Here is an 18,643-nt window from a genome sequence, read left to right as displayed (position 1 = left end):
CGTAAATTTCGCATAAATAATTTTAAAGTTCAAAGTTTCAGGTTTAAAGTTTGAAATTGTTGCTTATTGACCAATAATAGTTTTTTGAATTTGAAACATTCGATATTCTTAATTATAAAACATGACAATCAATTGTAAAGGACAACTTATTGATTTATCCGTTCCCAAAGTCATGGGAATTTTAAACCTCACTCCAGATTCATTTTACGATGGCGGGCGTTACAATAATGATAAGGACATTCTTTCCCAAACTGAAAAATTGCTTAATGAAGGCGCTACTTTTATTGATCTAGGTGCTTATAGCTCAAGACCTAACGCAACCCATATTAGTGAAACCGAAGAGTTACAACGTATAATTCCTGTTATTGAACTTTTGATTCGTAATTTCCCTAAAATCTTACTTTCAGTGGATACGTTTAGAAGTCAAATCGCGCACGAAAGTATTGCAGCAGGCGCATGTATGATAAATGATATTTCTGCTGGGAAATTAGATGAAGCTATGCTTCCTACTGTTGCAAGCCTTAAAGTACCTTACGTAATGATGCATATGAGGGGAACTCCACAAAATATGCAAGGTCAAACCCAATATTCAAATATGATGAACGAGGTTTTGTTCTACTTTTCTGAACGTATTTCGAAAGCACGAGCATTGGGGGTCATAGACATCATTGCCGATCCTGGATTTGGTTTTTCAAAAACAGTAGCTCAAAATTTTGAGTTATTGAACAATCTAGAGCGTTTTAAAACATTGGAATTACCGCTTCTGGTTGGGTTATCTCGAAAGTCCCTTATCTATAAAACCCTTAATACCACAGCGCAAAATGCGTTAAATGGCACTACGATTTTAAATACCATAGCCTTGCAAAAAGGGGCGCATATTTTAAGGGTTCATGATGTGAAAGAAGCAGTTGAATCGATAACACTGCTTCAACAATTCAGCTGAATCTAAATTATTAACCTTATTTTGTTAAATTTACAAAAACACCTTCGCCTTGGATAAATTTGAATTTTGGGATTTTGGCATCGTAGACTTTATTGATGTGTTCTTGGTAGCCATCCTACTCTATTATATTTACAAACTTGTAAAAGGCACCGTTGCTATTAACATTTTCATAGGAATTATTGTGATTTATTCGGTTTGGAAAGTGACCGACCTTTTAAAAATGAGTTTGCTCCACAATATTTTTGATGGGTTTATGAAAGTTGGAATTATTGCTTTGATTGTGGTATTCCAACCGGAAATCAGAAAGTTTCTTCTCATGGTAGGATCTACTAATTTGGGTGGCAAAGGCAAGTTTTTAAACCGTATTAAATTTTTAAAAACAGATGCTGAATCCGAAACCAATGTCGATATTATAATTGCTGCATGTAATAAAATGGGAGCTTCGCAAACCGGCGCCTTGATTGTTTTAGAACGCAACAATAACCTGGATTTTTTAATTGGTACGGGCGATGAAATGAATATCAATGTCACTCAAGCCATCATAGAAAGCATCTTTTTTAAAAACAGCCCTTTGCACGATGGTGCCATTATTATTGAAAATAACATTGTAAAAGCAACTCGAGTCATATTACCTGTAAACAATGAAAAAAATATCCCACAACGTTTTGGTTTAAGGCATCGCGCAGCCATAGGTATTACTGAAAAAACAGATGCTTTAGCTATTGTTGTTAGTGAAGAAACTGGGCAGATTTCTTATATAAAAAATGGAGAATTTATCATGTATAAAGACACTCAAGACCTTACTGAAATGATTAAAAAAGATTTGGTATAAATGGAGTGTAAAAACTGCAATACATCCTTGACCCTAGAAAGTGATTATTGTCACGTCTGCGGAGGTAAAGTTATTCGCAACAGACTGACTATTAAACACCTTCTCGGCTACTTCACTGAAACCTTTTTAAATTACGACAATAAGTTTCTTCAAACCTTTATTAGCCTTTTTACCAAACCAGATGATGTTATTGGTAGTTATATAAATGGCACTCGTAAAAAGTATGTAAATGTTATAAGTTATTTTGCTATTGCCTTAACAATTACAGGAATTGAGTGGTATATTTTAAACACTTTTTTTCCTGATTTAATTGATATGTCTTCTGTTGCTGCCAAAGGTCAAGAAGCTTTGGCAAATGAAAGCGTAAGCTTTGTTCAGGACTATATTTCAATTGTACTAATGCTATTTGTTCCTGTTTATGCCTTAATGTCCAAACTCGTTTTTTTCACACTTAAAAAATATAACTACACCGAACATTTAGTGATTTTTATGTATATCATCGCGCAAATCTCAATATTTGGTGCCTTAATAAATTTAACCGGTGTTATTATTGGAATACCGCTAGGCCATTTAGTTTATATCAACGGACCATTTCAACTCATCTTTTCTGCGTATTGCTTGAAGAAACTTTATAATTTAAGCATTAAAGGGCTCCTTTTAAGAACCTTACTATTTCTAGTAATTTTTCTTTTATTTTTTATACTTTTTTCGGCATTAGTAGTTGTGGTGAATATTGTGATGCATGGCGGTGTTGATGCATTTATGGAAGCACAAAAATCAAAGATCCAAACTCCCTAATCATTAATCAAACAACAACTTCTTTCATAAACTGTACTTCATAAAGGTTTTTGTAATACCCATCCTTCTTCTTTAACAACTGCTTATGTGTTCCTTGTTCCACTATATAACCGGCCTGCATAACAATAATATTATCCGCCTTTTTGACTGTGGCCAATCGATGAGCAATGACAATAGAAGTTCTATTTTTTGTAATTCTATCTGTAGCATTTTGAATGAGTTGTTCAGAATGGTTGTCAACAGAAGAAGTGGCCTCATCCAAAATTAATATACTTGGGTTTGTTACATAAGCGCGTAAGAAGGATATCAATTGTCTTTGCCCTGAAGATAACATTACTCCACGTTCTTTAACATTATAATGATAACCTCCAGGTAAACTCATAATAAAATCATGAATACCGATATCTTTGGCTGCTTGCTCAACCTGTGCTTCAGTAATATCTGGATTTTTAAGTGTGATATTATTGAAAATAGTATCGGCAAACAAAAACACATCTTGCAATACCACAGCAATTTGTGCTCTCAATGACTTCAAGGTCAATTCCTTTATATTGACTTGGTCTATACAAATACTTCCCTGTTGAATGTCATAAAAACGATTCAACAAATTAATAACTGTAGATTTACCTGCACCTGTCGCTCCTACAATTGCAATAGTCTGCCCAGAGGAGACATCAAAAGATACACCTTTCAAAACTTCTTCATCTTTTACATAGGAAAAATGAACATTATTAAATTCTATATCTCCTTTAAACTGACTTGCTACTCGATTACCCGTATCATCTATATGAGATGTGGTATCCAAAACCTTAAACACACGATCTGCCGCTACCATGCCCATTTGCAAGGTGTTAAATTTATTAGCAATCTGGTTTAATGGTCTAAACATCATTGGAATAAACATAATGTATGCCGTTAAATCACCTAATGATACTGCATTGGCTGAATCTAAAACCATAAACCCTCCTGCCCAAATTACGGCACCAAGTGTTAAAGCGCCCAAGAGTTCTGCTACAGCAAAAAATATGGAATTATACCAGACCGTTTTTAACCAACCTTTTTTATGACGCTCGTTAATAATCTTAAATTTTTTGTATTCAGTATCTTCACGAGTAAATAATTGAAGAATTTTCATTCCGGTTACGCGCTCTTGGACAAATGAGTTTAAGTTGGACACCTCATTTCGCACTTCTTCAAAAGCACGTTTCATATATTTCTGGAAAATCTTGGTAGCAAACAACATAATTGGTAAGGTAACAAATACAATAAGGCTCAACTTCCAGTTCATCCATACCATAAAGCCACCAACAACTGCCATTTTTAGCACATCACTAAAAATCATGAAAAGTCCTTCTCCAAAGATGTCGGCAATACGTTCCATATCAGTAACAGCCCTGGTAATGAGCACACCTACTGAAGAGTTATCAAAATATTTCATTCTAAAACTCAACATGTGTTGATAAAGTTTAACTCGTATATCTTTAACAACTGACTGCCCCAACCAGCTCGCGTAATAAATAAACAAGAGTTGAGAAACTACTTCAAGCACCAACAGCACAATCATTGCAACCACATAAAACATAAATCCATCATAGTGGTTTACCGCAACATGCTCATCAATGGCAACTTGAAGAATATAAGGACGTAAGGCGCCAAAAAGCGCTAGCCCAATAGCAAATATTAATGTGCCTATAAACACCCATTTGTATGGTTTTATAAACTGAAGCAATCGCTTAAAGAGCGATAAATCAAATGCTTTTTTATCTTTAATTTCCTCCATATAATTTTTGATATACAATAGTTGTTGAATTACAAGGCTATTGTATCAGGATATATAATTTTAGTTAAATATAAGCCATGAGCTGGTACAGAAAACCCTGCTTCACTCCTATCCTTTGATTTTATAATGGTATGTAAATCATCAACTTCAAGTTTTCCCAAACCTATATTAATTAATGTACCAACAATAGCTCGTACCATATTTCTTAAAAATCGATCTGCTGTAATCACAAATGTAAGCGTATCATTTTCAACATACCAATTGGCCATTTCAATTTTACAATGATACGTTTTTACGTCCGTATTACTTTTAGAAAAGCATTGAAAATCGTTATACGCTAATAGTATTTTACAGGCATCGTTCATTTTATCTACATCCAAAGGTAAATGCATTTCATAAGCAAAGTCAAAATTAAATGCGTTTTTACTTGTTGAAATTTTGTAATGATACGTTCTGCTTAAAGCATCAAATCTGGCATGCGCAGCTGGCTTTACTTTAAATATATTATGAATGGCAACATCTTTTGGTAAAAACGAATTGAGCTTATAGATTAATTGAGCTATGTCAAATAAAATGTCACAATCAAAATGAGCATACATTTGTTTGGCATGGACGCCAGCATCGGTTCTACCAGCTCCAACAATTTCAATTTTATCCTGCAATAATATCGAAAGCGCCTCCTCTAAAACTTGCTGAACAGAGATAGCGTTAGGTTGATTTTGCCAACCGTGATAAACCTTGCCATTATATGATAATTCAATGAAGTATCTCAATTAAACCCTTATTTTTGTAAGACGCAAAGATAGAATTTTAATGTCTTTTTAAATTTGAATTTAAAGTTAAATAAATAAGATTTCTGTTATTTAGAAACCTATCTATGAAAAAAATCCTGCTCTTATCAGACACCCATAGTTATATAGATGAAGCGATATTAAAGTATGTACATCAGGCTGATGAAGTTTGGCACGCTGGTGATATTGGCGATTTAAAAGTTACCGATGCTATAAAATCTCTAAAACCTTTAAAAGCTGTTTATGGTAATATTGATAATGATAAGGCAAGGCAAGAATTCCCTTTACATCAGCGCTTTATGTGTGAAGGCATTGATGTTTGGATGACGCACATTGGAGGATATCCAAATAAATATGATCGTAGAATCAAGGCTGAAATACATAAAAATCCACCAAAACTATTTATTAGTGGACATTCGCATATTTTAAAAGTGATGCCTGACAAAACTCTCAATTTATTGCACATGAATCCTGGTGCTGTTGGTAAACATGGATTTCAAAAGGTACGGACCATGCTTCGCTTTACAATTAGCAATAGCAAGATTGACAATCTCGAAGTGATTGAATTCAAAACATAAAAAAACCCAGGGTCTTCACCCTGGGTTACGCACTAAATTAATTAAGATATAAGGTTTATCGTAATCGATCGACAGATTTTACAAGATCTTCATCCTTTTTTATGGCCTTATTGGCTAAAACCAAAAACACGATAGAAAAAATAGGTATAAAAATCCCAACACCTTTCTCTGAAATTTGACTTTCTCCAGGTGAGATTAGCAATTGATACACAAATAATCCTAATAAAATAAAGTTTAATATGATATTAAGGCGTCCCAAAACAAATTGAGTTTGCCTATTTGTATAACTAAATATAGAAATTACAGACAACAGCGCCGAACCTAAAAATAAGATTAAATACGTTAAATTATCTTTGGCATATACAAGCAATTCATTTTCAGTAGTCCACAAGTGGAAAACAAAAATCAATCCTGCCGAAAATAAGGCAGAAATCAATAAATAAACCGTTTGTATGCGCTGTAACACTGAATTTGTAAAAATTAAAGGACAAAATTAATAGTTTCTTTTGAAAACATGCACTTATTTTTAAAATAAAATTGTATTATTGCAATAGTAATCTGCGACCCGCAAAGGATCAGATTATTAAATCTTCAGATTTTTTTCAATATTTTCCACATAAGTTACATTTTAGAAAAGTAAGGAATAAATCAATTTCAGTTTATAAAACAAAATATTCATTTAACCTCAATGTTTGAAATTTCACAATTAAAAGAAAAAAAGCTTTCTGACTTACAAGAAATTGCTCAAAAATTAAATGTACCAAAATACCGTACGCTTAAAAAACTGGATTTAGTATATCAAATATTAGATGTACAAGCCGCAAATCCACAAACCGTAAAACAAGAAATTGTAGAAAAGGATGCTCCAAAAGAGCAAGAAAAAGACAAAAAACCTCAACAAAAAAGAGAGCGCATTAAAAAACCGCATGCTCAAAGTAAGGAACAGCAGAAGATGGAATTTTCTGACTCAAAAAAAGAGGATAAAACTGTAGAACAAAAAGATAAGTCTTCTGATAAAAGAGAGCACTCTAATCAGAAGCAACCTTCTAATAACGAACACAAACCAAATCCTCGTCAAAAAGAACACAAACCAAATCCTCGTCAAAAAGAACACAATGGCAATAGTAACGGTAACAAAGATAGTAGAAACCGTTACCGTGAACCTGATTTTGAATTTGATGCCATTATTGAAAGTGAAGGCGTTTTAGACATTATGCAAGATGGTTATGGGTTTTTACGTTCTTCAGACTATAATTATCTTTCGTCTCCTGACGATATTTATGTGTCTCAATCACAAATAAGATTGTTTGGATTAAAGACTGGTGATACAGTATTAGGTCATGTTCGACCTCCAAAAGAAGGGGAGAAATATTTTCCTCTAATTAAAGTGAGTAAGATTAATGGTCAAAAACCAGAAGTAGTTAGAGATCGTGTTTCTTTTGAACACTTAACTCCTTTATTCCCAAAAGAGAAATTTAATTTGGCAGAAAAGCAAAGCACAATTTCAACTCGAATCATGGACTTGTTCTCTCCTATTGGAAAAGGACAACGTGGAATGATTGTTTCGCAACCAAAAACGGGTAAAACTATGTTGCTAAAAGATGTCGCTAATGCCATTGCAGCAAATCATCCAGAGGTTTATCAAATGATTTTATTGATTGATGAACGACCTGAAGAGGTAACCGACATGCAACGCAATGTAAGAGGTGAAGTTATCGCTTCAACTTTTGACAAAGAAGCACATGAGCACGTTAAAATTGCTAATATCGTTCTTGAAAAAGCTAAACGATTGGTAGAATGCGGCCATGACGTGGTTATCCTTTTAGATTCTATAACGAGATTGGCGAGAGCATATAATACAGTGCAACCGGCTTCAGGTAAAATTTTAAGTGGTGGTGTTGATGCTAATGCACTTCACAAACCTAAACGTTTCTTTGGTGCTGCGCGTAATATTGAAAATGGTGGATCCTTAACCATCATTGCTACCGCATTAACTGAAACAGGCTCTAAAATGGACGAAGTTATTTTTGAAGAATTTAAAGGAACGGGTAATATGGAGCTTCAATTAGATAGAAAGATATCGAATAGACGAATCTTCCCTGCCATTGACTTAACGTCTTCAAGTACGCGTAGAGATGACTTGTTATTAGATGAAAATGTTATCCAACGTATGTGGGTCATGCGAAAATATCTTGCCGATATGAACCCTGTAGAAGCTATGGAATTTATCAATGATCGTTTTAAACAAACACGTAACAACGAAGAGTTTTTAATTTCAATGAATGGTTAAAAACAAAGTTATGTAACTTAAAAAGGCTCATGAATATCATGAGCCTTTTTTGTTTTAAATTATAAAGCAAAAAAAAAGTCTCTTCAATTTGAAGAGACTTTTTAAATCTTTTTATGTTTTACTTATAAAGAAGCTACATGTTTAGTCAATCCAGACTTTAAGTTAGCAGCTTTATTAGCATGAATCACATTTTTCTTTGCCAACTTATCGATCATTGAAACTACCGAAGGCAAAAAAGCTTGAGCGTCTTTAGCTTTTTCCATTTCACGTAATTTTTTAATCGCATTACGTGTGGTTTTATGCTGATACCTGTTAGTTAAGCGTTTTGCTTCGTTGGTTCTAATTCTTTTTAATGCTGACTTATGATTTGCCATTTTATATTTTTCTTGTTAAAAATGTAGCCCGTAGGGGAATCGAACCCCTCTTACCAGGATGAAAACCTGGCGTCCTAGCCGATAGACGAACGGGCCATTTGTTTTATTACAAAGTAAAATGTTAATCTTACCTTTTCAAATGAACGTGCAATTCTTCATTGCGGATGCAAAAATACAACTATTTTTAAATGTTGCAACTACTGAATAAACTTTTTTTAAAAAATTTAATAGGCCTTTGCAAATAGCACTCTTTTTTGCGACGGTTTTCCACTAAATACACACTCTCCTGCTTCATTTTGTTCATCTAAAGGAATACATCTTATAGTAGCTTTAGTCAGCTCTTTAATCTTTTGTTCTGTTTCAGCAGTACCATCCCAATGTGCAGACACAAAACCTGTTTTATTTTCTAAAATATGCTTAAACTCATCAAAAGTATGAACTTGGGTAATATGCGAATTTCTAAACGTCAGTGCTTTATTAAAAAGTGCATCTTGTATTTCAGTCATTAACCCTTTTACTAGTTCAGGCAAACCATTTAAAGCGACAATTTCTTTAGTTAAGGTATCTCGTCTAGCCAATTCAACAGTTTTATTTTCTAAATCTTTTGGACCAATTGCAATACGTAATGGAACACCTTGCATTTCATACTGTGCAAATTTTGCTCCTGGCCGTTGTGTTGTCCTGTTATCAAATTTAGTACTTACACCATGTTGCTTTAATTGCGACATTATATCATTGGCTACTTTTGTGATGGCATCTAATTGTTCATCTGACTTGTAAATTGGCACAATGACCACTTGAATTGGTGCTAAATTTGGAGGAAGCACCAATCCTTTATCATCGCTATGGGTCATTATTAAAGCACCCATTAAACGCGTTGAAACTCCCCATGAAGTCGCCCATACATAATCTTGTTTACCTTCTTTGTTTGCAAATTTCACGTCAAAAGCTTTAGCGAAATTTTGTCCTAAAAAGTGTGAGGTCCCTGCTTGTAGAGCCTTCCCATCTTGCATTAAAGCCTCGATACAATAGGTTTCAACAGCTCCTGCAAATCGTTCACTTTCGGTTTTAACACCTTGAATCACTGGGATAGCCATAAAATTTTCAGCAAAAGTTGCATACACATTATTCATTTGCAGGGCTTCTGCAATAGCTTCATCTTTAGTTTCATGCGCCGTATGACCTTCTTGCCATAAAAATTCAGCAGTGCGCAAAAACAAACGTGTTCTCATTTCCCATCGCACCACATTTGCCCATTGATTAATAAGAATTGGTAAATCCCTATAACTCTGAACCCATCCTTTATATGTATTCCAAATAATAGCCTCACTTGTTGGTCTTACAATAAGTTCTTCTTCGAGTTTGGCTTCAGGATCTACTCTTAATTTCCCCGGTTTATCAGGATCACTTTGAAGTCTATAGTGGGTTACGATGGCACACTCTTTTGCAAAACCTTCGGCATTTTTCTCTTCAGCTTCAAATAAACTTTTGGGCACAAATAGAGGAAAATAGGCATTTTGATGGCCTGTTTCTTTAAACATTCTATCCAATTCGGCTTGCATTTTTTCCCAAATTGCATATCCATATGGTTTAATTACCATACAGCCTCTAACGGCCGAATTCTCCGCTAGATCAGCTTTTACAACAAGTTCGTTGTACCATTTGGAATAATCTTCCGCCCTACTTGTAAGATTTTTGCTCATTATTAGTGTTTTGGCACAAAAGTTGTGACTATGTTAAATAAAAAAATAGTTCGACAAAACTAACTATTTTTGTAATGTTCAACAATAAAATTATCGAGATATGCAATTTAAAACTAACTTACAATCGAAATTGCCATTTTATGTTGCACTAAGCTTTACCCTCATATTAGCTTCTTGTGGATCATACCAATATGTTGGTTATGATAATGATGGTATTTATGGGGCTGATGAAGTCGTATATGTAGAAAACACAAACCAACAATCTGCTGTTGCCAGTAACAACGGCTATTACAAAAATTACTTCGCTGAAAAATCTCAACAATATGATAATATCCCAGAAGAAGGTGTGATTTTTACAGATATTGATTCTTATGAGGGTGATTATGTTGAAGATGAAAATACAGAGATTCAAACAGGATATGCTGGCTGGGGGCAAAACAGTACAGATTTAACTATCAATGTCTATTCTAATTACGGCTATGGGAATTGGTGGTATCGTCCATATAACAGATGGTATAGTCCTTATGCTTGGAATACTTGGAATAATTGGGGCTACGGTTATGGATTTTACGATCCTTTCTGGTGTCCTCCATTTTATGGATACAATGCCTTTTATGGCGGTTATTATGGCGGTTATGCATTTTATAGCCCTCATTATAACAGATATCCTAGATATTACAACAATTATGGAAACCGTAATGTTGCTTACAACTCTGGGCGACGTGGCGCTTTGACGAACTATAATGGTACTAATTACACCTCAAGCACCGGAAGATCTTCAACATTAAATAGAAGAAGCTCATCATCGATTTCCAATAGAACATCAACTTTAAATAGAAGAAGTTCATCTACAATCTCAAGAAGCAGTTCAGCAACTCGACCTCGAACGAGTGTGAATTCAAATACTAACAGACGTGGTTATAATTCAACGGTTAGACCGAGAACCACAACAAGATCTAATTCTTCAATTCGACCTCGAACAAATTCATCATCTAGATCAAACTCTGCAATTAGGAGCAGCTCAAGACGATCAAATAATTCACCAAGTTATAACAGGAGTTCGTCTAGTAGCAGAAGTTCATCTACAAGATCTAATATTAACAGAAGTTCTTCTTCAAGATCTTCATCAGGTAACATAAGTCGAGGCAGCAGTAGTAGTTCGAGATCATCTGGTAGCAGCAGTTCAAGATCAACAAGTAGAAGAGGAAATCAGTAATTCATATTATTCTAAAAATTAAAAATTGGTTATGAAAAAGTTAAGTTTACTATTCATAGGTACCCTATGCATGTCTAATATGATCGCTCAAGACATAAGTGATGCCGTAAGATTTTCACTCGATGAAGTACAAGGAACGGCTCGATTTAGAGCAATGGGAGGTGCCTTTGGAGCTTTGGGTGGTGATATGTCGGCTGTGAGTATTAACCCCGCAGGTTCAGCGATATTTATGCGCAGCCATGGCTCATTCACTCTGTCTAATTTAGATGTTAACAATGATGTTTCCTATTTTAATGGTTTAAGTTCTGCGTCAGAATCTAAATTTGATTTGAATCAATTAGGAGCGGTGTTGGTATTTTCAAATACCAATTCAAATTCACCATGGCGAAAATTTGTGTTGAGCGCAAACTATGATAAACTTTCCAACTTTGATAATTATTGGTTTGCCGTGGGTGATGCCAATAACACTGTTGGTAATTACTTTTTAGCCTATGCACAAGGTCTTCGACTTGACGAAATTTCTGCATTACCTGGGGAAAGCTTAGAAGAGGCTTATTCCGAAATTGGTTCAATTTATGGTTTTGCCAACCAACAAGCCTTTTTAGGTTATGAATCTTACATTTTAGAGCCAAATATGGATACTGATGACAATACGGGCTACACGCTTAATATGGCTTCAGGCGCTTTTTATCATGATTATACATACGCTGCAAGAGGCTATAATGGAAAGTTAAGTTTTAATGCGGCAGGGCAATATCAAGATAATCTATATGTTGGTTTAAATCTAAATTCCCACTTTATCAATTACGAACGAACAACCTATTTGTATGAATCAAATACAAATCCGGGGTCTTTGGTAAATGAAGTTGGCTTTGAAAATAATCTTTATACAAATGGAACAGGATTTTCTTTTCAGTTGGGTGCAATTCTCAAATTGAGTAAAGAAATAAGAGCAGGTTTAACCTACAATTCACCAACTTGGTTTAATATTACTGAAGAAACTTCACAATATCTAGAAACTGTTAGAAATGAAAACGGTTCAAATATCAATCAAATTATCAATCCAAATACCATCAACATCTTTCCAGAATACAAACTTCAAACGCCTGGAAAAGTTACAGGAAGTCTTGCTTACGTTTTTGGCGAAGAGGGATTAATCAGTTTTGATTATTCAAGGAAAGATTTTGGAAGCACAAAGTTTAAACCAACATCCGATGCTTATTTTGCCTCCCAAAATGATCTTATGAGCAATAGCCTTAAGGCGGCCTCAACTTATAGATTTGGAGGAGAATACCGACACAAGCAATTAAGTTTTAGAGGCGGTTATCGATTTGAAGAAAGTCCTTATGTAGACGAATCCTTTTATGGTGACCTCACAGGATTCTCTCTAGGTTTAGGTTATAATTTTGGTAATATGAAATTAGATTTAGCATACGACAGTTCAGAAAGAAGCATTAACAACCAACTATATGCTGTTGGCTTAACTAATGCTGCAACCGTTGATTCTAAAGTGAACAACATTAGCCTATCTTTAGGATTCAGCTTATAAAAGTTTACATCTAGAAAACAAAAAAACCACCTTGTTTAAGGTGGTTTTTTTGTTTTCTGTCTATCCATTTATCGTTTTAACGAAAAATGTGAACTAAATTCTTTACGAACACCTGTACTTACATCATCATATTGAACTGTAAACCAATAATCATTTGAAGGCATTAATGCACCATTATATGTTCCATTCCAACCATCTCCCGAAGCGCTGATTTGTTTTAACAGTTTTCCAAATCTATCATAAATATAAATAGCAACATTGTTCTGGTTTTCCAAACCTTTAATATTCCAAGTGTCATTGAAACTATCGCCATTAGGAGTAAAAAATAATGGGTAATCAATAACGGTCACCGTTGTGGAAGATAATCCACATCCTATCTTGTCCCTTGCACTTACTACATGTTCCCCCATTGGTACATTTTCAAAAGTGTTGCTGTCTTGCCATGGTCCATTACCTAGACTAAATTCATAATCACCAGAACCTACAGCCGTCACCACAACTACATGGTTATTTGCAAACGCATTTGAAGTAACATTGGCTGTTACTACAGGAGGTTCACTTTCCTCAACTTCTGCACTATCAGAAGCTTGACATCCTGACGTATTATTTGTTACCACAACACTATATGTACCAGACATTGTTGCAAGAAGACTTGGATTTGTTTCAGTTGGAATTACAACTGTGTTATAGCGCCATTCAAAACTATAATTACTTGCAGACAAGCCAGTATCTAAAAGTGGCGGCCCAATTACTTCCGTTCCATTTGTATTAACACATAATATATAGTTGTCTTCTAAATCAAATTCAGGCAGCAAATTAACTTCTAAAGTTAAGGGTGTAATGGCATAACAAATAGCATTAGCTGTGGTGTTATCGTCCACTCGAGTATATATGACTTGTGGATTGGTTGAATTTTCATAAACTGTTGGTATTGGGTTTATATTGCTATTGGCGTCTGTAGTATTTGAAAAGTAGGTCACTGAAAAATTGGATGGGTCTTGGCCATCAAGTACGTCGGCATTTTGAGTGGTTAAATCAAATTGTGCAAATCCGTCATTACTACCACTATTATCACATATGGTATAAGTTATTGGTTGACCATCGCCATTAGCTTCTGGAATTTCCTGCACTTCAATAAAAAAGCTAGGTGTACTTATTGAGCAACCTGTTGAAGTATTGGTTATCGCTACAAAAATTTGTTGAGGATTAGACGTATTTGTATAAGGACTTACCAAGGGATTCATTAAATTATCAGCATCTGCCTGTGATTGGTGATAGGTTACCGAAAATAGCATTGGATCTTGTCCGTTCAAAGCTTCTGTAGTTTTACTCTCCAAATCAAAAGCGTAAAATCCCGTAGAATTATCCTGACAAACAACTAAATTAGTCATTGCAGTTGCAACAGGTAAAGGTTCAACAAGAAGATCAAAATCAACAACAGTATAACACCCTGTAACATCATCACTCACACGAACAAAAATGGTTTGAGGATTGGTCGTATTTTGATATGCTGTAGGAGTAGCAATAGCGTTAATATTTCCTTCGGCATTGGATTGGGAAGTATAATAAGAAGCCGTAACCCCAACCTGGCCATTCAAAATATAAGCTTCATTTGTAGTTAAATCGAATATTTCTTGCAAATTTCCTGGGTTAACGTCATCACACAACACAAGATCATTAGCATCATCATTCGGTGATGGATTAGGAAGAACTAGCAATTCCAAAGTTGTATAACTTATACAATTGGTTGTTACGTCTGTAACTGCAACATAAAGCATTTGCGGATTAGCAGGCAATCCGTTCACAGATCGATTGGAGTAAGCTGTTGAATTTAGAATTACGTTGGATTGAGCTTGTGCATCAGCATTTGTCTCATAATAACTTACCACTAAATCTGGATTTCCTGCAGTAATTTCATTGTCTTTAACCGTTAGATCAAATTCAGTAATACCATCAGCTGTTGTATCATCACAGGCTTCTAAAGGTGTTGGAGAGACAATAGCAGGTAATGAATTTACAATAATTTCAAATGAAGTAATACTATAACAAATTGGATTTGCATTTTCTTCAATTCTAACAAAAATGGTTTGTGGAGAACTTGAATTAATATAGGCTGTAGGGTTAGAAATTTGATTATTACCGGCATTAGCGTCAGCAGAATTTTCATAATAACTCACAGTAAATAGTAAAGGATCTTGAGTACCAAGTACTGTGTTGTCTTGAACTGTGAGATCAAATTGAGAAAATCCATCGTTTGTAATATCGTCACAAACCTCCAAATTACTTACAGTGTTGGCAATTGCTCTGTAATTAACTTCAAGGTTAAAAAGTGGTGATGCTGAAACCGAATAACAACTTGGTTCTCCTGCTCGTTCTACGCGAACAAAAATTCCTTGCGGGTTAACGGTATTGGTATAAGGACTCGTTAACGCATTTGTACCACTATCAGCTTCAGAAAAACTGATGTGATAAGATACGTTGAAATCTGAAGCAGGTTGCGCCCCTAGTATTCCTGCAGTCTGCAATTCTAAATCAAAAGTCTCGAAACCGTCATTTGAGACATCATCACAAGTCATTAAATCAGTTACCGGGTTTATAGTAGGTGGATTTGTTAGGTTTAAAGTGAAGGTTTCAATTTCATAACATCCAGAAGTTTGATATTCTATTCGTGTATAAATGATTTGCCCATCTGCACCCGAATAGCTACTTGCAGTACTAATACTGTTTAATCCTGAATCTGCATCGGCTAAAGTTTGGTGAAAAGTAACAACTAAGTCCGATGGATTTGGCGCACTTGCAATCACAACAGCTGAATTTTCGGTTAGGTTAAAAATATGCGGTGCACCCATATCACATGTGAATAAATCATTGGCTGGCGCCGTAATAATTTCAGGTAATACATCTATACAAACTTGCTCGGTATATTCACATCCAAAATCATCCATAACCCGATAAGTATAACAATGGGTTCCTGATGTTGCGGGCTGAACTGTAATTATAGAACCTGAAGTATTGGTAATTGAAGGATCTGTATCCCAAGCTTCAGAGGTTATGACAGGTGTGAAGGTTAGGTCAGCTGGCTGAATACTCGGATCAAAATTCATTCCCCATGAAAATATGTATCCACTATCTATAGGAAGGTTATCAACCACTCTCAAACACCATTGACCATTTAAGGGGCTTCCAACCAAATTAGAAAACGACTCTTTAGGCAAATACGTCCCAGGAGCCCATGATGGTGCGGCTGGGGTACCAGCACTAACCGTTGTTCCATTTTCCAATAAAGTAGAGGCCGACATCGAAAAACAATAGTCTGCACCCGTTCCTGGAACCATTGTATCATCTTTTAAAGGACTTCCAAAATAATTAGCTGCCGGTGCTCCAGGAGGTTGCGTAAATAAATCTGCTTCCTTTCCATCTGGTGAAATTATGGTAATGATTAAATCACCAGAATAGGAATGCTCCATATTTACACAAATTTCTAACAGCTGACTTACGTCTGTAAGGGTTTGGCCTGAAGCATAACAATCTACAGTAATACAGGTAAAATATTGAGCACCTGTACCATCAGGCAAAAACGTGGTTCCGCTAACTGGAGGCGCACAATCCTGAACAAAAGTCACTGGGGTAACAACGCCTTCAATGGTTGTGGTATCACCAAAACATATTGTAGAATTTGCAGCCTGTGTTCCTGTGAAATCTGGCGGATTACCTACTTGAATGACTTGATTGATTAAGTTTGTATTACGACAACCTAAAGGATCAACAGATGTATTGGTATCCCTAATATTCAAATTAACTTTATATACACCTGGATTAGGATATGAAAAATTAGCCGTTTGTCCAGCGATTGTATTTCCGTCTCCCAAATCCCATTCATACGTTGCTCCAGTTCCATCATCAGAAAACAATCCACTACCAGTTAGGTTAATTGTTTCGTTAGGGCAAACTTTTATATAACCATTGGAATCTGGTGCAGGTGTCGCGCTATCCAATTGTGAAGTAATGGTTTGACAAGGCGTATAGCACAAAATATTAGCTGACCATCCAGTTGATGGAACGGTGGCATCAGAGAAAAATCGAATTGTAATACACCCCGTACTGTTAGTAGAGGTTGCCGAAATGAGAGCAGGACTATTCGTTCCTGAAAAATTACCAAGTGAAGGTGCAGTTGCAGTATTTCCATTGAATAGTTGCATCACATCACCAGCAATATTAAAAGTCATAAAATTTAACTGCAATTTCTGTCCTGGACTATCAGGACATATTGTTATTTCAAAACTTTCATTATTAGCGTAATCGCTATTTGCTCCCCCAGAATCATAAAATATTCCAGAACATTGTGAAAACGTTCCATTTTGCATGGTGATATCTTGACCAAAACCAATGACAATCCAAAACAGAAAACATATTAAAATTGACCTTTTACTAGTCATATACTTCTCATCTCTAATTTTATGTTTGATAAATGATTCAAAATAACCCATCAATGCAAACTACACCACTTCATTGTTACTTTAAATACAAGTTGTGAAAATTAATAAATTTAAGATAACAAACTGTTAATTATACGACCAATTGTATTCAAAAGTCCATAAGTATAACGTTTTATATTATAATTTAGCATATGATTTTTATAAATGCTTATCTTTGCCTTCTGTTTAATCTAAAGTCAAATTTAGAATTCATAGTATGAAAATAGAAAAAGACATTGAAGACTTCGAGTCTCTTGGAAATAATCATATAGGAACTTCATCAGATACACCTATGAGAAGTGATGCCTTCAGACTTACCAATGAGGAAAAAATTGATATCATAAAGGATGATGTTCGCCATATCATGGAGACTTTAGGTTTAGACCTTTCAGATGATAGTTTGAATGGTACACCAACACGTGTTGCCAAGATGTTTGTGAAAGAACTTTTTGGAGGTCTAAATCCTGATAAAAAACCAAGCGCTTCTACTTTTGAAAACAAGTATAAATATGGTGAAATGCTAGTAGAGAAAAACATTACTGTGTACTCTACCTGTGAACATCATTTTTTACCTATAGTTGGAAAAGCACATGTAGCTTACATTTCGAATGGGACAGTGGTTGGGCTTTCAAAAATGAATAGAATTGTAGATTACTTTGCTAAACGACCACAGGTTCAAGAGCGCTTAACTATTCAAATTGTAAAAGAGCTTCAAACTGTTTTAAATACTCAAGATGTGGCCTGCGTTATAGATGCTAAACATTTATGTGTTAACTCACGAGGTATTAGAGATATTGATTGTAGTACTGTAACTTCAGAATTTGGCGGAAAATTTAAAGAGAAAGAAACACGAAGAGAGTTTTTGGATTATATTAAATTAGATACACAGTTTTAGTTTTTTGAGAAGCTGCTTGTCGTAAAGTTGTCCCTTTAATTTTCATATGTATTATGCACATATATTCCTTTGAAAAATTGGATGTTTGGAAAGAAGCTATTAACTTGGCAGTCAATACTTATAAGTTGACAGATTTATTTCCCAACGATGAAAAATTTGGATTGATATCACAAATGAGGAGAAGTGCTATTTCAATTTCGTCTAACATTTCAGAAGGAACCGCAAGACTCACAAACAAAGATAAAGCTCATTTTATGACTCTAGCTTATAGTTCAGCTTTAGAGTTATTAAACCAATCTATTATTTCAAAAGAATTAGACCTTATATCCGTTGAACAATATAACACTATTAGGTTTGAGGTTGAGTCAATTACAAATAAGTTAAATGCATTACGCAATCATTTCACAAATTCTTAACGA

General features: G+C 34.9%; 15 protein-coding genes and 1 tRNA gene. 9 read left to right on the top strand and 7 right to left on the bottom strand.

The genetic code is table 11. The features are described from left to right. The first annotated feature begins 121 nt into the window (after positions 1 to 121). From folP to ACFO5O_RS00500, 3 genes are read left to right on the top strand one after another with little or no spacing between them, the layout of a single operon-like run. On the top strand, positions 122 to 943 hold the full coding sequence (gene folP / locus ACFO5O_RS00510; RefSeq protein WP_387959888.1) for a dihydropteroate synthase: 822 nt from the start codon (positions 122 to 124) through the stop codon (positions 941 to 943). Between the two features lie 49 nt (positions 944 to 992). After that, a complete protein-coding gene (gene cdaA / locus ACFO5O_RS00505) occupies positions 993 to 1,775 on the top strand; it encodes a diadenylate cyclase CdaA (protein WP_387959886.1) in 783 nt (260 codons plus the stop codon). After that, the gene (locus ACFO5O_RS00500; RefSeq protein WP_387959884.1) at positions 1,776 to 2,573 is read left to right on the top strand and encodes a DUF3667 domain-containing protein; all 798 of its coding nucleotides are present in this window, start codon (positions 1,776 to 1,778) and stop codon (positions 2,571 to 2,573) included. A 7-nt stretch (positions 2,574 to 2,580) separates the two neighbouring features. Here the strand turns inward: ACFO5O_RS00500 and ACFO5O_RS00495 are convergent, their stop codons facing one another. Together ACFO5O_RS00495 and truA are read right to left on the bottom strand one after the other, a co-directional pair. Next, a complete protein-coding gene (locus tag ACFO5O_RS00495; RefSeq protein WP_387959882.1) occupies positions 2,581 to 4,353 on the bottom strand; it encodes an ABC transporter ATP-binding protein in 1,773 nt (590 codons plus the stop codon). Between the two features lie 29 nt (positions 4,354 to 4,382). Then, positions 4,383 to 5,126 carry a tRNA pseudouridine(38-40) synthase TruA gene (gene truA, locus ACFO5O_RS00490; protein WP_387959881.1) on the bottom strand — a complete coding sequence of 248 codons (744 nt, stop codon included), beginning with the start codon at positions 5,124 to 5,126 and terminating at the stop codon, positions 4,383 to 4,385. Positions 5,127 to 5,230: 104 nt separating this feature from the next. Here truA and ACFO5O_RS00485 point away from each other — a divergent pair, with 104 nt between their 5' ends. Then, positions 5,231 to 5,722 carry a metallophosphoesterase family protein gene (locus ACFO5O_RS00485; RefSeq protein ID WP_387959879.1) on the top strand — a complete coding sequence of 164 codons (492 nt, stop codon included), beginning with the start codon at positions 5,231 to 5,233 and terminating at the stop codon, positions 5,720 to 5,722. Positions 5,723 to 5,777: 55 nt separating this feature from the next. Here ACFO5O_RS00485 and ACFO5O_RS00480 read toward each other — a convergent pair whose 3' ends face one another. Continuing rightward, positions 5,778 to 6,188 carry a DUF4293 domain-containing protein gene (locus ACFO5O_RS00480; RefSeq protein ID WP_387959877.1) on the bottom strand — a complete coding sequence of 137 codons (411 nt, stop codon included), beginning with the start codon at positions 6,186 to 6,188 and terminating at the stop codon, positions 5,778 to 5,780. Between the two features lie 222 nt (positions 6,189 to 6,410). Here ACFO5O_RS00480 and rho point away from each other — a divergent pair, with 222 nt between their 5' ends. After that, positions 6,411 to 8,012 (top strand): transcription termination factor Rho, encoded by a 1,602-nt coding sequence (rho, locus tag ACFO5O_RS00475; RefSeq protein WP_387959875.1) that lies wholly within the window; start codon positions 6,411 to 6,413, stop codon positions 8,010 to 8,012. Between the two features lie 122 nt (positions 8,013 to 8,134). Here the strand turns inward: rho and rpsT are convergent, their stop codons facing one another. From rpsT to proS, 3 genes are all read right to left on the bottom strand, one after another. After that, a complete protein-coding gene (gene rpsT, locus ACFO5O_RS00470; RefSeq protein ID WP_119028256.1) occupies positions 8,135 to 8,386 on the bottom strand; it encodes a 30S ribosomal protein S20 in 252 nt (83 codons plus the stop codon). Between the two features lie 24 nt (positions 8,387 to 8,410). Further along, positions 8,411 to 8,482 (bottom strand) — tRNA-Glu (locus ACFO5O_RS00465). 128 nt (positions 8,483 to 8,610) lie between these two features. Next, the gene (gene proS / locus ACFO5O_RS00460) at positions 8,611 to 10,089 is read right to left on the bottom strand and encodes a proline--tRNA ligase (RefSeq protein WP_387959872.1); all 1,479 of its coding nucleotides are present in this window, start codon (positions 10,087 to 10,089) and stop codon (positions 8,611 to 8,613) included. 100 nt (positions 10,090 to 10,189) lie between these two features. Here proS and ACFO5O_RS00455 point away from each other — a divergent pair, with 100 nt between their 5' ends. Continuing rightward, positions 10,190 to 11,305: a hypothetical protein gene (locus tag ACFO5O_RS00455; protein ID WP_387959871.1), complete on the top strand. Its 1,116-nt coding sequence runs from the start codon at positions 10,190 to 10,192 to the stop codon at positions 11,303 to 11,305. A 31-nt stretch (positions 11,306 to 11,336) separates the two neighbouring features. After that, complete coding sequence (locus ACFO5O_RS00450; RefSeq protein WP_387959869.1) at positions 11,337 to 12,854, top strand: OmpP1/FadL family transporter; 1,518 nt, start codon at positions 11,337 to 11,339, stop codon at positions 12,852 to 12,854. 68 nt (positions 12,855 to 12,922) lie between these two features. On the opposite strand, the gene ACFO5O_RS00445 is transcribed toward ACFO5O_RS00450, so the two are convergent. Continuing rightward, a complete protein-coding gene (locus ACFO5O_RS00445; RefSeq protein ID WP_387959867.1) occupies positions 12,923 to 17,341 on the bottom strand; it encodes a T9SS type B sorting domain-containing protein in 4,419 nt (1,472 codons plus the stop codon). Between the two features lie 205 nt (positions 17,342 to 17,546). On the opposite strand from ACFO5O_RS00445, the gene folE reads away from it, so the two are divergent. Next, a complete protein-coding gene (gene folE, locus ACFO5O_RS00440) occupies positions 17,547 to 18,224 on the top strand; it encodes a GTP cyclohydrolase I FolE (RefSeq protein ID WP_387959865.1) in 678 nt (225 codons plus the stop codon). 53 nt (positions 18,225 to 18,277) lie between these two features. Further along, complete coding sequence (locus ACFO5O_RS00435; protein WP_387959863.1) at positions 18,278 to 18,640, top strand: four helix bundle protein; 363 nt, start codon at positions 18,278 to 18,280, stop codon at positions 18,638 to 18,640. Positions 18,641 to 18,643: the final 3 nt, after the last annotated feature.

Source organism: Geojedonia litorea (assembly GCF_042654525.1).
Classification (GTDB): domain Bacteria; phylum Bacteroidota; class Bacteroidia; order Flavobacteriales; family Flavobacteriaceae; genus Geojedonia; species Geojedonia litorea.
This window is presented reverse-complemented; position numbering and strand designations above follow the sequence as displayed.